We start from the raw sequence: 13,769 nt of genomic DNA, 5'->3' as shown, positions 1-13,769 counted from the left end.
ATCATTTCTGAATCGTTCAAATTTAATTGCTTCTATACATACACCAAAGGGTTCTTTGCCAAATTTTCGCCTTGGGCGTAATAAATTAGATGTCCGGGATTTAATTCTTCATTGAATTTCATGTCTAAAGAAAAATATCGCATGGTATAACCACACCTTCTGTTTGGAGATGTATTGGCATTGGCACCGTGAATAATTCGCGCATCATGTAAAGAATAATGTCCTTTTTTTAATTCGAACCACACCACATCCTCCTGCTTAAATGTTCCTTTTTTTATTTCAGTTTGAAAGGTGCTATTGTCATCTTTTTGTACAGTTTCATATTCAGAAAATCCGTTGGTGTGGGTTCCGGGTACCACCCCCATACAACCGTTTTCTAGGGTAGAATCGTCTATGGCGAGCCAAATAGTCACAATTTTATCCAGTTGATCAAATTTACCTTTCCAATAGGCACTGTCTTCGTGCCATGGTGTTCTTCTTCCTTTACCCGGTTCTTTCGATATAAAATGACTGCTCCACAAGCCTATATTTGGCCCGATGATATCTTCTACAACCTTTAATACCTCAGGAGCAAGCAAAAAATCAAACAATCTGTGATCTCTAAAATGAGGTGTATCTAATTCATCGGATAGTTTTTCGCCTTTAGCCGCCAAATGTTCTTCAAAAATGGCAGAAAGGGCAATTTGTTTTTCTTCAGAAAATAGAGGTTCTTTAGGTAAAAGGTATCCTTGTTCTTTATAAAAGGTTATTTCTTTTGCTGATAGCATGGACTGACAAGATTGATATAATCAAACTTAGATAAAAATTGGGAAATTCGATGAAATAAAAAGCTTAGTTTAATAAGGTAAATGTTAAATAATATACTCATTTAAAATAATTTAAAAACATCATCATCATGAAATGAAGGTATGAATATCTTTCTCTTACTTACCAAATTCCTTTCTAATTAGGTTTATATACCAAATCTTTTTGATCATTGAATAAACTTGAGATCGACAAAATAGAGACAAGAAAAAATAAGTTAAAATGAACTGCAAAACTTTATGTTTAGGAGTCGTTTCCCACTTCAATTTTTATCAAATCCTTTACTTGAATTTGTTGCTTTTTATGCTACAGAAATTCTTTGGCAGAAATACAATTTTCTATTTATAAATCCTTAGTTTTAAGCTTGATTAATCCGAATTGAAATGCTTTTTACTTGTGTTTGCCGATTTTCGCTACAAGCTCCCCTAAGCCCCTGCAATTCACACCTAAGCAGAATTAAAACAACTTTTCTTATGGCTTATAAAATCATTACCCTACTGCTTTGTTTGGTTATTTTTTCTTGTTCAGAATTCAAAAAAGAAGAAATACATCAGTTAACATCTCCAAACGGGATCCACACAATCAAATTTGAATTAAAAGAATCGATTCCTTATTATTCCGTCAATCGCGGCGAGGAAGAGGTTATCGAGCCGTCAAAATTAGGTTTTGTCTTTAAAGGGCATGATTCATTAAATAAAAATTTTACGATCGTAAAAATAGATACGACATACTTTGATGAAACCTGGGAGCAAGTTTGGGGAGAAAAACGTTTTATTCGAAACCATTACAAACAGTTATCTGCTTTTTTACAAGAAAATTCAGGGGAAAAAAGAAAACTGGAAATTCAATTCAGAGCTTATGATGATGGAATTGCTTTGCGTTATGTGTATCCGAAACAAGGTAAAAAGGATAGTCTGATCATTGCTGACGAATTGACTGAGTTCAATTTAGCACAAGATGGAGAGGCTTGGTGGATTGGAGCATATCAAGACAATCGCTACGAATATCTCACAGAAAAATCCAAAATTAGTAGTTTAGATACAGTTGTTACTCCTTTAACTCTTAAAACAGATAAAGGATTGTACTTGAGTTTTCACGAAGCGAATTTAAAAGATTTTGCCAGCATGACGCTTACACGTACTTCGGGGACAAATTTGAAATGTGATTTAGTACCCTGGTCAGACGGAGACAAGGTGAAAACCGAAGGTAGTTTTGTAAGCCCTTGGAGAACCATTCAAATAGCAGAAAAGCCTGGGGATCTGATCATGTCTTATTTGATTCTCAACCTCAATGATCCAAATTCTTTTGAGGACACAAGCTGGATAAAACCACATAAGTATTTGGGTATTTGGTGGGGAATGCATATCGGAAAATATACGTTTTGGGAAAGTCCGACCCAAGGTGCAACTACAGAAAATGCTTTTACTTATATAGATTATTGCAAAAAATTCGAGATAGACCATTTACTCATCGAAGGATGGAACAAAGGATGGACACCAGCCTGGTATGAAAATACGATGCATATGTTCAGTTTTACCCAAGAGGCAGAAGGTTTTGATCTTAAAAAAGTAACGGATTATGCAAAAGAGAACGGTGTGAGCCTTATCGGCTACCATGAAACAGGATCAAATATCATCAATTACTTAAAACAGATTGATGAAGGAATGGCTTTGTATCAAAAAATGGGCATTCACGATGTGAAGATCGGACAGGTAGGATCCAGGCTGAATATGAAAGAATGGCATCACGGTCAGTTTGGGGTGAATTATTATCGCTATGTACTAAAAGAAGCCGCCAAACACCAATTAACGGTCAATTTTCATGAACCCATCAAAGATACGGGTGAGCGTAGAACTTTTCCGAATATGATGTCGCGAGAGGGCGCAAGAGGTCAGGAATACAATGCCTGGAGTGAAGGGAATCCGCCAAGTCATACTGCCACCATCCCTTTTACCAGAATGCTTTCAGGTCCGATGGATTTTACACCCGGAGTTTTGGATGTTGAGATCAAGCAAGGTTTTGAAGGAAGAGATGTACACACCACAGCAGCTAAACAATTGGCTTTGTATGTCGTACTGTATTCACCCATTCAAATGCTCGCCGATTTACCTGAAAATTATGATGGGCATCCTGCTTTTAAATTTTTGCAAGATGTACCTACAGATTGGGAAGATACCCAAGTGTTGAACGGTGAAATTGGTGAGTTTATTACCACTGTTCGAAAAGACAGAAAGAGTGAAGATTGGTATTTGGGTAGCCTGACCAATGAAAAAAGCAGAAAGTTTACAATAGATCTTTCTTTTTTAAATGATAATGCTGTTTATGAGGCTCAGATTTATGAGGATGCGGAAGGAATTAGTTGGAACACCAATGCAACTCAAATTAACATATCATCTAAAGAGGTAACAAGCAAAGACAAATTAGATCTTGTGCTTGCGGAAGGTGGAGGAACCGCCATTAGATTTGTCAAGAAATAAAGGAATATCTTATGATTATTTTTTTTGAATACAGAAAATGAACTCATTTTCAAGAAGGAATAATCATGAAAAAATTTACTTTTTTTTAATGAACATTATCGTCTTAAATGAAAAAAACCATAGCAGAAAGACTACTATGGCCAAAGTTTAATTTTCCCCCTTATTAAACCTTAAAAGTTAAACACAAACAAGAATTTGTCCTAACGAATTCAAAAATAGTAAAAAGTACCCTTATAAAAACAAACAATTGTCAGTTTTTTATCAAAAAAATGATAAAACTGAATATCAAACCGTTATTTGTTTAATATTCAGTCTAATATAAACAAGAATTTTTTCTGTTAGTAATATTTTTTTCTCAAACCTTCAGCAACTCGAACCAGAAGAATTAGTGCCGGCACTTCTACCAAGGGTCCTATAACGCCGGCAAAGGCTTGTCCAGAATTTAAGCCGAAAACAGCAATGGCCACCGCAATGGCCAATTCAAAATTATTTCCAGCGGCCGTAAATGAGACTGCTGCATTTACGGGATATTTTGCACCACTTGCTCTACTGCTATAAAATGCGATGAAAAACATAATGGCAAAATAGATGACCAAAGGAATTGCGATCAATAAAACATCTTTTGGAATTTCGACAATGAGCTCCCCCTTTAAACTGAACATGATTATAATTGTAAAAAGCAAGGCAATTAATGTGAGTGGAGATATTTTTGGAATAAAGATCTTGTTATACCACTCTTCTCCTTTTAATTTCACCAAAACTATTCTAGATAAATAACCCAAAACAAAAGGAATACCTAAATAGATCGCTACACTTTCAGCTATTGTCGCAATAGATATATCGACAATCGCCCCTTCAAATCCAAAAAGGGGGGGTAATTTGGTAATAAACAACCAGGCATAAAAGCTATAGGCAAAGACTTGAAAAATGCTGTTCAGCGCAACAAGTCCGGCTCCGTATTCACTGCTTCCATCTGCCAAATCATTCCACACCAAGACCATGGCAATACATCGAGCCAAGCCAATCAGGATTAAGCCAACCATGTATTCAGGATAATCGCGTAAAAAAATGATCGCGAGTAAAAACATCAAAATCGGACCAATAACCCAGTTTAGTAAAAGCGAAATGGTTAGAACTTTTGTGTCTTTAAAAACTTGCGGCAACAGGGCGTAATTTACTTTTGCTAAGGGAGGATACATCATCAAAATTAGTCCGATAGCAATGGGAATATTGGTAGAACCTTTTTGAAAAGAATTTATTAAATCGGGAAATTGAGGAAAAAAATAGCCTATACCAACACCAATTGCCATGGCTAAAAAAATCCAGAGGGTTAAATAGTGATCTAGAAAACTGAGTTTTTTAGTTGTTGCCATAGTGTTGAATTTTGGAAAAAACATAGCTTAATTCTGTCATAATTTGCTCACTCCTTTCGGTGTATTTTTCCTTTTGCATAGGGGTATGATCAAAAATTTTCGGATCTTCAAAAGTGATCGGAATACGCTTTTCTGCTCCAGGAATAAATGGGCAGTTCTCATCTGCATGGTCACAAGTTAAAACAGCGGTAAAATCTGATAAGGGGTTAAATGGGTGATCATATTTTTTTGAAAAACCGATTACAGGTAATTCGTTTTCCGCATACTTTATACTGTAAACAGGATTTTTCCCTTCAGAAAGTTGATGAATATCGAAGCCGATTTCACTTAAAACCTGTGCCACCATCGGAAAAAGAGCAGTTGCTTCTGTTCCGCCCGAATAAGCCGAAAAATTGGGGATCTCAAAATGCGATGCTAATGTTTGTGCCCATATCTGAGACAAATGACTCCTTCGCGAATTATGGGTACAGATAAAATTGAGTCGTATTTCTTTTCTTCGGTTAATTTTTTCTTGAATATGATCAATAAGCGGTTGAAGGACCTCTTTTCGTTGCTCTGTAATTTCCGAACCATCAATCGAATTGATGGCCAATTGAATTTTTTTGAATAATTCCATGTAAACTGATTGCTTAAATTAAAATTGGACTTCTCCTTTCCAATAGAATATTATCTCTCCAGACTCCTTTGAGTTTAGCTATCTTTTCTCGGTAACCGATCTCACGAAATCCGCATTTTTTATGAAGTTTGATGCTCACTTCATTTTCTCTCATAATTCCCGCCTGTAATGTCCAAATGCCGTTTTTCTCACTTATTGCTATTAACTCATGTAATAAACCCTTACCATACCCTTTATTTTGATGCATTTTAGAAACGTAAACACTTACTTCTGCCACTCCGCGATAAGCACTTCTTTTGGATGTGGGTGCCAAGGAAGCCCAAGCAACAAGTTCGTTTTGTACTTCGAGCGCTATATTTCCATAGGGTAGGTGATTATTACTCCACACATGCCAATCTGGGACAATTTCTTCGAAGGTAGCCATGCCTGTTTCGATACCTTCTTGATAAATTTGAGCGACAATGGGATAATTTGAAGAATTGATTTCAACAATTTTCATCTCAACAACAAGTAGAATTTGGTGAACAACAAGAAGCACCTAAATCAGCTAGTTCTAGTTTTGGTTTAACTGATGGAATAGCACATTTTTCCTTGGCCAGGCAATCGGTTTGTTTTGTTGAGAGTATAAAATTGTCTCCATCCAATTCAAGACCAAACTTTTGAATAGTTTCTCCCTGATACTCTACTTCGATCTCTGAATCTTCCAGTGAAAGGCTTTTTTCAGAAAGTTCTAAGATGTGTAAAAGCTTTTCAGGATGTAATCTATGGTCATAGTCGTTTTCATTCCATAATTGCAAACTTACTTTTTCCTCCTTACGCAGTGTCCCACCACAATCGATAAATCGTTTGGAAATCTGACCAACTTCAGTTACATGAAAATGCCTCGGAACAAAAGTTCCATCGGGCAATTGAAAAGCGATTTTGTCTAATTTAGACAGTGATTGTTTTAATTCTGAAAGTTTCATACCTAAAAGATTTAATTAGCAACAGGTGGTTTTATTGTTCGTATTTTGTTCTAAAAAAAGGGTTAATATCTTTTTCATTTCAGTCCATTTTGCTTCGTTGATACAATAGCAAACACTGGTTCCTTCTATCTTTCCTTGAATTAGCCCCATATTTTTTAGTTCTTTTAAATGCTGGGATATGGTAGCTTGTGCCAAACCAATTTCTTCGACCAAATCACCACAAATACAAGCATTTATTTTTAGAAGATGTTGTAATATTCCAATTCTGGCGGGATGACCTAAAACTTTTGCCCAGGATGAAATTACATTCTGTTGGTCAGTGTAGATTTCAGATTTGATAGAGCCCATATAGTTCTTTTAATTGCAATATTACGATAAAAGAATAAACGAACAAACAACTTGAGAAATTTTTTGCATTTTATTTATTTCGTTGTTGCTCCTCCCATCTCTGTGAAAACTTTATCTATGGGTTCCCACAGTTCAATTTTATTTCCTTCGGGATCCATGATATGAACAAATTTTCCATAATCATAAGTTTCTATTTTATCCACAATCTCAACGCCATTCTTGCGTAATTTTTCAATCAGACCTTCTAAATTTTGAACTCTGTAATTGATCATAAATTCCTTTTCGGAAGGATTAAAATAATCAGTTTTCTCAGGAAAAGTACTCCATTGTAAATAATTGATTTCTTCTGGTCGATGGGCATTTCTAAATTCAAAAGATGAGCCGTAATTTGTAATGGCCAGACCTAAATTCTCGCCATACCAAGCATTGGTTTTCTCGGGGTTTTTTGTTCTAAAAAAGATTCCACCAATACCGGTTACTTTGGGTTCTTGTTCTTTCATACCTTTTATTATTAGTAAAAATTAATTGAAAAGCTAAATTAGCCTATCCAAAATACGAATCTTATAATGATTTATGGTTAGACCTCCTACAAGATACAAAAACTGATAATCAAAGAGATATAGGAGCGCTATTTATCATATATTGTACTTTCGTTGATCTTCAAATTTTATTGGTATGTTTAAAAAAGGATTGTTCTGTGTTTTTATGTTCTTTACAGTGTTCTGTAAAGCTCAAACGTCAGAAGCTATACAGCAGGTATGGGAAGAGGTCTCTTGCGCCGAGGGGACTAATTTAATCCCCAGACATGAAGCCGCTTTTGTAGCTGTAGGGGATAAGTTTTTTTTGTTGGGAGGCAGAGGAATAAAACCCATTAGTATTTTCGATGTCAAAACTTCGATTTGGACAGAAGGACAAAAACCACCCATAGAATTGCATCATTTTCAACCAGTTGTTTATGAAAATAAAGTCTATGTAATTGGGGCTTTAACCGGAAAATATCCAGCCGAAACTCCCGTAGAGCATATTTATAGTTATGATCCACAAACAGATCATTGGGAAAAAGTAGCAGCCATTCCCAATGATAGACAAAGAGGATCTACGGGAAATGTTGTCGTAAAAGATAAAGTTTATATTTTCTGTGGCATCAAAGATGGACATAGAGGGGACCATAAAAAATGGACAGACAGCTATGATTTCAAAACCCGAAAGTGGGAGATATATGTAGATGCGCCAGAATCCAGAGATCATTTTCAAGCAGCAGTGATCGACCAAAAAGTATATCTTGTTGGTGGTAGGTTATCAAAAGCCCCGGATAAAACTTTTTCCGAAACAATTTCTACTATTGATGTTTTTGATTTACAACTAGAAAGTTGGGAGGACTCAACTCTCAAAATACCAACCCAAAGAGCTGGAAATATGGTCTTTCCATTGGGTAAAAGGATCTTTGTCATTGGGGGGGAATCTATTACTCAAGAAAAAGCACATGCAGAAGTGGAGGTTTTAGATGTAGAGAGCCATGTTTGGGAAACTTATCCAAAATTAATTCATGGTCGTCATGGCACTGGGATTGTTTTTTATAATAATGCTTTGTACCTGGCTTCAGGTAGCGGTAAACGAGGAGGTTCGCCCGAACTTCAAAGCATGGAAAAATTGATAATAAATAAAGATTAGGCCTTTTTTAATTCGATTAGAGTAATTTCGGGTAAAATACCCACTCTTCCGGGATACCCTAAATAACCAAATCCTCGATTGACATATAGGTTCTGTTCCTTTTCTGTATATAAACCAGCCCATTCTTTATAGCGCAATTGAGCAGGAGAAAACTTAAAACCACCTAACTCAACACCGTATTGCATACCATGTGTATGCCCTGCAAAAGCTGCATCGATATTCGTTTTTCCCAAAACTTGTGCCCGCCAATGAGAAGGATCATGAGAAAGTAAAAGTTTTACAGCAAAATCATCTGTGTTTTTAAGGGCCTTGTCCAGATCTCCATATTTGGCAAAACCCCCTTCTCCCCAATTTTGAATACCCAAAATCCCAATAGCTTCATTCCCTATTTTAAGACTCCTATGTTCATCTAAAAGTAAATCCCAGCCTAAGGTTTGGTGGCCTTTTTTGAGCATCTCCAGGTTTTTTTGCTTTGCAGCATCATTTTCCCAACGGTGATAGTCTCCATAATCGTGGTTACCCATCACAGAATAAACGCCCATAGGCGCTTTAACTTGTTTAAAGATATCGAAATACTCGGTCAATTCTTTGGCCTCATTGTTTACCAGATCTCCTGTAAAAAAAACCAAATCAGGTTTTTGCTGAAGGAGCATGTCTACCCCACCTTGTACAGCCGTTTTCTTGTAAAAACTTCCCGAATGAATATCAGATAACTGTCCGATGACCATACCGTCAAAAGCCGAGGGTAAATTCTTAAGAGGCAAACTAACCCGATGAATGGTATAATCGTGAGCACCAGAAAGAATGCCCCAACCAAAAGCACCTGTATGAACGGCAGTTGCCGCCAATGCCGTCTGTGAGATAAAAGTAGAACGTGAAATTTTTGTTCCAGGAAACTCTTTTTTAGGCGGAGAAATAAGTGTTTTAATTTTTGCAAACAACCATCTAACACCTCTGGTCAAGTCTTCTAAACTTAGGATTAAAACGCCCAATAATTTTGACAAATAGATCAGTATAAATACCAAGATAGGATAGAACAAAGTACGACTTTCTGTGGCGAAGGCGATGCCAATAAGGACACTAAAAACAAGGGGGATGGACCAATAAATGTATTTTATCCAATTTTGTTTTTTTCTGCTAAGGTTTTTCGTGCTCTTCAAAACAGCCTGATAGAGATAAAAATCTACTAGGATAAAAAGTGCAAAAGGAATTAAAAAGCGCATAAAAAAATATGTTGTTTGATTTAATTGACGTAAGCGGCCCGAATTCGTTACAAAATTATACTTATCTGGGGCAAACTCAAAGCTTGGCAAAAATACGAATCAAAAACCCAATATTTTTTCAATTTTGCTTTTTTAAGAAAAACCTAACACAAACAAGAAGATAATTATTCTCAGATATGTTAACTCATATTTATATTCTATGCTAAAAAGGCATCACCATTTTAAGTAATTTTGACTCTATCTTTTTCAAAAACTTTACTGAGAATATTACAATTGGCACAATATGAAAGCAATATTGACAATCGGACTTCTGATTTTGAGTAACACCTTTATGGTCATCGCATGGTATGGACATTTGAAATTTTCTGAATGGAAATGGTTTAGTAAATTGGGCCTGATCTCTATCGTATTTATTAGTTGGGGGATCGCCCTTTTTGAATATATGTTCCAAGTTCCGGCAAATAAAATTGGCTTTAAAGCGAATGGAGGACCTTTTTCACTGATCGAACTAAAGGTAATTCAGGAAGTGATTACACTGGTTGTTTTTGCCATTTTTACTTTGATTGTTTTTAAAACGGAAACCTTTAGAATAAATCATGTCATCTCCTTTCTATGTTTAATTTTGGCTGTTTATTTTATGTTTAAAAAATGAGTTTTACACAAATGATTTGCCTTTTAAGCATACTGTTTAAATGACCTCTAATAAAGGATAAATTTTGAAAACTTAAAAAAGTGTCATATTTTTCAATAAAAATATTTTTTAAAGTCTTTTATAAAATGAAGATCCGGTTCCTAATTATTTTTTTATTCATACAAATTTTTTTGATGTCTTGTGCTGTAAACCCTGTTACGGGAAGAAAACAGGCGAGCATGGTATCTAACGAAGCATTATTTCCACAATCTTTTGCGGCCTATCAGGAGACATTAAAAACAGAAAAGCTTTCATCAAACAAAGTATACAATGATCAGGTTTTGCGCGTAGGAAAAAGAATACAAACTGCTGTAGAAGAGTTTTTTAAACAAGCCGGTATGCCCAATTATTTGGAGGGATATGAATGGGAATACAAGGTGATAGAAAGCGATAAACTAAATGCTTGGTGTATGCCTGGAGGTAAGGTGGCTTTTTATACCGGTATTTTGCCGGTTTGCCAAGATGATAATGGTGTGGCTGTGGTGATGGGCCATGAAATTGCGCATGCAGTTGCAAATCATGGGGCAGAAAGAATGAGTCAGGACAATATCAAAAATGCAATTGCTGCGGCTGGGGCTATTGCTCTAGGAGCAGGTGGTGTGAGTTCTTCTTCTACAGAATTGATCTTACAAGCCTATGGAACTGGGGCAAGTTTAGGTTTGCTTACCTATAGCCGAAAGCACGAATCTGAAGCGGATGAAATGGGTTTGTTATTTATGGCCTTGGCAGGATATGATCCTGTACATGCACCAGAATTCTGGAAAAGAATGGAAGCCAAAGGAAAAGAAGACGGAGGGGGAAGTCCACCTGAGTTTTTATCTACACACCCAAGTTCTGGGACAAGAATTAGGGAATTGAATCAGTTGATGCCCATTGCAAAAGAAGTATATAAAACAAAATCTCCACAACCTTATTTAAAATCAAAGGGGAAATAAGTAAATTATTTATTTAAGCTTTGTATGACTGGGGTAAAGAGGTGAGAGCCATTTTTCTGTTGGCCCCTTTCTACTGTCGCTTGCCCAAGCAATTCCTCGTGTGAGTAAGGCCCAAGCAGAAGCATTATCAAAATCTTTCGGGTTATGACCGATAGATAGATAAAAAACTCTGCCTTTACCGTAGTATTTTTTCCATGAAACGGGCATGACTGCACCTTTAATCCAAGAATCGAATTCATCATTAAATGTTGTAGTTGCTAGAACTTTTACATTTGGATCGACATGCATAAAGTATTGTTCGGTATCCTGAATATCGAAATCTTTTAAACCAGCCGTTACAGGGTCATTCTGATTGGTAATATCTACTTTGTAATTAATTTTTCCACCAGGATGCTCAACCCACTGTCCGCCAACCATGTATTGGTAATGGGTCTCCTGTCTGAACGAATCGCCCAGTCCTCCATGACAACCTGCAATTCCTATCCCATTTTTTACAGCGGTTAACAAACCTTTGTTTTGGTCTTTTGTAATAGACCCCATGGTGTGGTATTGGATAATAAGGTCTTGTTTGGCAAGTAAAAGAGAATCGGTATAAACAGAAAGGGTATCGAAAATAAGGACATTGGCACCTTGTGAGCTTAACCATTTTGCCACACGGTCTGTAAATTCTTTGGGTTTATGTCCTTCCCAACCTCCCCAGACCATCAAAATATGCTTATTTTTTAAAGTAGGAAGATCTTTAAAATCTTGTTGCGCCCATAATGTTTGAGAGGTAATAAGAATAAACAGAACGAAAACATAAAGTTTTTTAAACATAACAATCGGTTGAACAATTCGAGCAGTAAAGTAATGATTTTGATGTAATTATCAAAAAAACATTTATAATAAGTACTTCATCGAAAATTAAAATTTAATCAAAATCAAAGCGGTAAGTAAACCCACCTAAAACTTGAAATCCTTGCACCTCAAAATTTGTAAAGTCTTGATAATTCTGGTTCAAAACATTATTTAGTTTAAGGAAAGTAGACCAACGGTCATTAAAATAATAACCTGCATTAAAGTTAAGATCGACAAAGGCGCTGTTGGTTATTGGCGTCACTCGTTGTAATCCTGTTGGCAGGGTAACAATCGCATCATCGATAATTAATTCATCTTTCCTGTCGCTATGAAAATAAAGTTCGGCTCCTGCATACCATTTCTTTCTGAGGTATTTTGAAATAATAGCGGCTTTGAACATGGGTAAATTCCAAGCGGATTCTTCTAAATCAGTATCGTAGCTATTGAACTCAAAATTACCTCCTATTTTAAAATGATTATCGAAATCATAAATCACTTCACCAAATAAATGAATGGTATTTACGTCGTCATAGACAACTTTAAAAGAATTTCCAGCCGAATAGCCGTCATCTAAGGCAATATTTCCGTTTGTTTTTGCTGTATTTAGTTTGAATAGCGGCTTATCTTTTTCGCTGCCATAACCTGCTTTTACATTAAAGCTCAAATCAGATAAAATTTTTCCTTTGGCGCCTAGGTAGCCAAAATATGGTTGGCTTGTTCTCTGAATCTGTAAAGTAGGCGAGACAAATGGATTTTCATCGACAAAATCTCGATAAGTATTTTGTTGCAGATCACCCGTTACTCCTGCATAGGCAATTAAATTATCCTCGGTTACTGAGTAAGATGCGGTTACATTGGGAAAGGCATAAAATTTACTTGATTCATCGCGGTTATTTGTCATGCTATACCATAAGTTTGCACCTACATTCAAGGAAAGATATTCATTGTAAAACGAGAAATTCGGACTAAAACCAAGGTTAAAATAATTGTAATTGATAGCTTCATTTTGGAAGTCTTCTTCAAAACTACCTCTTACATATTCGAGTGTTATAAAACTGTTCATCAACAATTCCCAAACGGGGAATTCTATATTCGCGTTGGTATTTACATAGAACTCAGAACTGTTAAAATCATCTATAAAATTTATGATTTTTAAGGATCCGTTGTGTACCAAAGCCTCTTCAAAATTTACTTCACCGCCCAAATAAATAGTGCCATAAGATTGTTTGGGATCGATCGAATTAATGGTATTCGATGTAAAGTTTATTTCATCAGACAAACCATACCAGTTCATTGTTTCACTTTTGATTCCGGCTAAAACCTGCCAGTCAAAATACCGCTCAGTTTGTTTGTAAAAAAGATCGGCGGTTAAATCTGTATATCCACTTGAAAGTTCAACTCCATCGATGTCGCCAAATGATGCCTGATACTTTAATAAACCGCCAAAATCACTTGATTTAGTTATGTTGCTATGTGCAAATATTTCTGCGTATGGCGTGAGGTAATTGCCAAAACCTAAAGAAACATAATTGTTATAAAACCTTTCTTTAGGCGTTCTAGCGATGGATCTGGCAGCTCCTTTTTCAGGGATAAAAGTTGAAGCAACAGGAACAGAATTGAAGTTGTATTTAACTTCTTTTTTTTGATCGATGGCAATTGAGTCAATCTTGGGTTCCTGTTTAATTTTATCTGCATCTCCTACGGTGGGGGCAAAAGGTTTAACAACCCTTACCACCTCTGTCTTTAGCGTGTCTTTTTTTTGAGAAAAAGCTACTCCGTAAATACTAAGTAAAAACAAAAAGAACAGTTGCTTTTTCATGAAAATTTGA

14 protein-coding genes are annotated in these 13,769 nt (G+C 36.0%); 4 read left to right on the top strand and 10 right to left on the bottom strand.

Going from position 1 to position 13,769, the window contains the following annotated elements:
- Positions 1-32: 32 nt before the first annotated feature.
- Positions 33-767, bottom strand: coding sequence for a phytanoyl-CoA dioxygenase family protein (locus ACFQ39_RS04615; protein WP_377176813.1), 735 nt, complete (start codon positions 765-767; stop codon positions 33-35).
- A 510-nt stretch (positions 768-1,277) separates the two neighbouring features.
- On the opposite strand from ACFQ39_RS04615, the gene ACFQ39_RS04610 reads away from it, so the two are divergent.
- Positions 1,278-3,281, top strand: coding sequence for a glycoside hydrolase family 97 protein (locus tag ACFQ39_RS04610; protein WP_377176812.1), 2,004 nt, complete (start codon positions 1,278-1,280; stop codon positions 3,279-3,281).
- A gap of 338 nt (positions 3,282-3,619) precedes the next feature.
- Here the strand turns inward: ACFQ39_RS04610 and arsB are convergent, their stop codons facing one another.
- From arsB to ACFQ39_RS04580, 6 genes are all read right to left on the bottom strand, one after another.
- Positions 3,620-4,654, bottom strand: a complete 1,035-nt coding sequence (gene arsB, locus ACFQ39_RS04605; protein ID WP_377176811.1) for an ACR3 family arsenite efflux transporter — start codon at positions 4,652-4,654, stop codon at positions 3,620-3,622.
- Positions 4,641-5,270, bottom strand: coding sequence for a protein-tyrosine-phosphatase (locus ACFQ39_RS04600; protein ID WP_377176810.1), 630 nt, complete (start codon positions 5,268-5,270; stop codon positions 4,641-4,643). Before ACFQ39_RS04600 ends, arsB begins: the two co-directional genes overlap by 14 nt.
- 13 nt (positions 5,271-5,283) lie before the next feature.
- Complete coding sequence (locus tag ACFQ39_RS04595; protein WP_377176809.1) at positions 5,284-5,769, bottom strand: GNAT family N-acetyltransferase; 486 nt, start codon at positions 5,767-5,769, stop codon at positions 5,284-5,286.
- 1 nt (position 5,770) lies between these two features.
- Positions 5,771-6,235 carry a DUF6428 family protein gene (locus ACFQ39_RS04590; RefSeq protein WP_377176808.1) on the bottom strand — a complete coding sequence of 155 codons (465 nt, stop codon included), beginning with the start codon at positions 6,233-6,235 and terminating at the stop codon, positions 5,771-5,773.
- 15 nt (positions 6,236-6,250) lie between these two features.
- Positions 6,251-6,583: an ArsR/SmtB family transcription factor gene (locus ACFQ39_RS04585; RefSeq protein ID WP_377176807.1), complete on the bottom strand. Its 333-nt coding sequence runs from the start codon at positions 6,581-6,583 to the stop codon at positions 6,251-6,253.
- A 74-nt stretch (positions 6,584-6,657) separates the two neighbouring features.
- Positions 6,658-7,083, bottom strand: a complete 426-nt coding sequence (locus ACFQ39_RS04580; protein WP_377176806.1) for a VOC family protein — start codon at positions 7,081-7,083, stop codon at positions 6,658-6,660.
- A gap of 175 nt (positions 7,084-7,258) precedes the next feature.
- Here ACFQ39_RS04580 and ACFQ39_RS04575 point away from each other — a divergent pair, with 175 nt between their 5' ends.
- Positions 7,259-8,254, top strand: coding sequence for a Kelch repeat-containing protein (locus ACFQ39_RS04575; RefSeq protein ID WP_377176805.1), 996 nt, complete (start codon positions 7,259-7,261; stop codon positions 8,252-8,254).
- Here the strand turns inward: ACFQ39_RS04575 and ACFQ39_RS04570 are convergent.
- Positions 8,251-9,477, bottom strand: a complete 1,227-nt coding sequence (locus tag ACFQ39_RS04570; RefSeq protein ID WP_377176804.1) for a metallophosphoesterase — start codon at positions 9,475-9,477, stop codon at positions 8,251-8,253. The genes ACFQ39_RS04575 and ACFQ39_RS04570 overlap by 4 nt on opposite strands.
- A gap of 283 nt (positions 9,478-9,760) precedes the next feature.
- Between ACFQ39_RS04570 and ACFQ39_RS04565 the strand changes: the two genes are divergently transcribed.
- Both ACFQ39_RS04565 and ACFQ39_RS04560 read left to right on the top strand, forming a co-directional pair.
- On the top strand, positions 9,761-10,129 hold the full coding sequence (locus tag ACFQ39_RS04565) for a DMT family protein (protein ID WP_377176803.1): 369 nt from the start codon (positions 9,761-9,763) through the stop codon (positions 10,127-10,129).
- A 173-nt stretch (positions 10,130-10,302) separates the two neighbouring features.
- The gene (locus tag ACFQ39_RS04560) at positions 10,303-11,103 is read left to right on the top strand and encodes a M48 family metallopeptidase (protein ID WP_377176802.1); all 801 of its coding nucleotides are present in this window, start codon (positions 10,303-10,305) and stop codon (positions 11,101-11,103) included.
- Between the two features lie 9 nt (positions 11,104-11,112).
- Here the strand turns inward: ACFQ39_RS04560 and ACFQ39_RS04555 are convergent, their stop codons facing one another.
- Positions 11,113-11,919: a ThuA domain-containing protein gene (locus ACFQ39_RS04555; RefSeq protein ID WP_377176801.1), complete on the bottom strand. Its 807-nt coding sequence runs from the start codon at positions 11,917-11,919 to the stop codon at positions 11,113-11,115.
- Between the two features lie 94 nt (positions 11,920-12,013).
- Positions 12,014-13,759, bottom strand: a complete 1,746-nt coding sequence (locus tag ACFQ39_RS04550) for a hypothetical protein (RefSeq protein ID WP_377176800.1) — start codon at positions 13,757-13,759, stop codon at positions 12,014-12,016.
- Positions 13,760-13,769: the final 10 nt, after the last annotated feature.

Source organism: Namhaeicola litoreus (assembly GCF_042679565.1).
GTDB classification, from domain to species: domain Bacteria; phylum Bacteroidota; class Bacteroidia; order Flavobacteriales; family Flavobacteriaceae; genus Namhaeicola; species Namhaeicola litoreus.
The sequence above is the reverse complement of the archived record's forward strand: the minus strand, read 5'-3'. Positions and strand labels throughout refer to the sequence as shown.

Excerpts from the sequence above, each read along its gene's own strand:
- ACFQ39_RS04615 (WP_377176813.1), bottom strand. The coding sequence starts at position 767 with ATGCTATCAGCAAAAGAAATAACCTTTTATAAAGAACAAGGATACCTT.
- ACFQ39_RS04610 (WP_377176812.1), top strand. The coding sequence starts at position 1,278 with ATGGCTTATAAAATCATTACCCTACTGCTTTGTTTGGTTATTTTTTCT.
- arsB (WP_377176811.1), bottom strand. The coding sequence starts at position 4,654 with ATGGCAACAACTAAAAAACTCAGTTTTCTAGATCACTATTTAACCCTC.
- ACFQ39_RS04600 (WP_377176810.1), bottom strand. The coding sequence starts at position 5,270 with ATGGAATTATTCAAAAAAATTCAATTGGCCATCAATTCGATTGATGGT.
- ACFQ39_RS04595 (WP_377176809.1), bottom strand. The coding sequence starts at position 5,769 with ATGAAAATTGTTGAAATCAATTCTTCAAATTATCCCATTGTCGCTCAA.
- ACFQ39_RS04590 (WP_377176808.1), bottom strand. The coding sequence starts at position 6,235 with ATGAAACTTTCAGAATTAAAACAATCACTGTCTAAATTAGACAAAATC.
- ACFQ39_RS04585 (WP_377176807.1), bottom strand. The coding sequence starts at position 6,583 with ATGGGCTCTATCAAATCTGAAATCTACACTGACCAACAGAATGTAATT.
- ACFQ39_RS04580 (WP_377176806.1), bottom strand. The coding sequence starts at position 7,083 with ATGAAAGAACAAGAACCCAAAGTAACCGGTATTGGTGGAATCTTTTTT.
- ACFQ39_RS04575 (WP_377176805.1), top strand. The coding sequence starts at position 7,259 with ATGTTTAAAAAAGGATTGTTCTGTGTTTTTATGTTCTTTACAGTGTTC.
- ACFQ39_RS04570 (WP_377176804.1), bottom strand. The coding sequence starts at position 9,477 with ATGCGCTTTTTAATTCCTTTTGCACTTTTTATCCTAGTAGATTTTTAT.
- ACFQ39_RS04565 (WP_377176803.1), top strand. The coding sequence starts at position 9,761 with ATGAAAGCAATATTGACAATCGGACTTCTGATTTTGAGTAACACCTTT.
- ACFQ39_RS04560 (WP_377176802.1), top strand. The coding sequence starts at position 10,303 with ATGTCTTGTGCTGTAAACCCTGTTACGGGAAGAAAACAGGCGAGCATG.
- ACFQ39_RS04555 (WP_377176801.1), bottom strand. The coding sequence starts at position 11,919 with ATGTTTAAAAAACTTTATGTTTTCGTTCTGTTTATTCTTATTACCTCT.
- ACFQ39_RS04550 (WP_377176800.1), bottom strand. The coding sequence starts at position 13,759 with ATGAAAAAGCAACTGTTCTTTTTGTTTTTACTTAGTATTTACGGAGTA.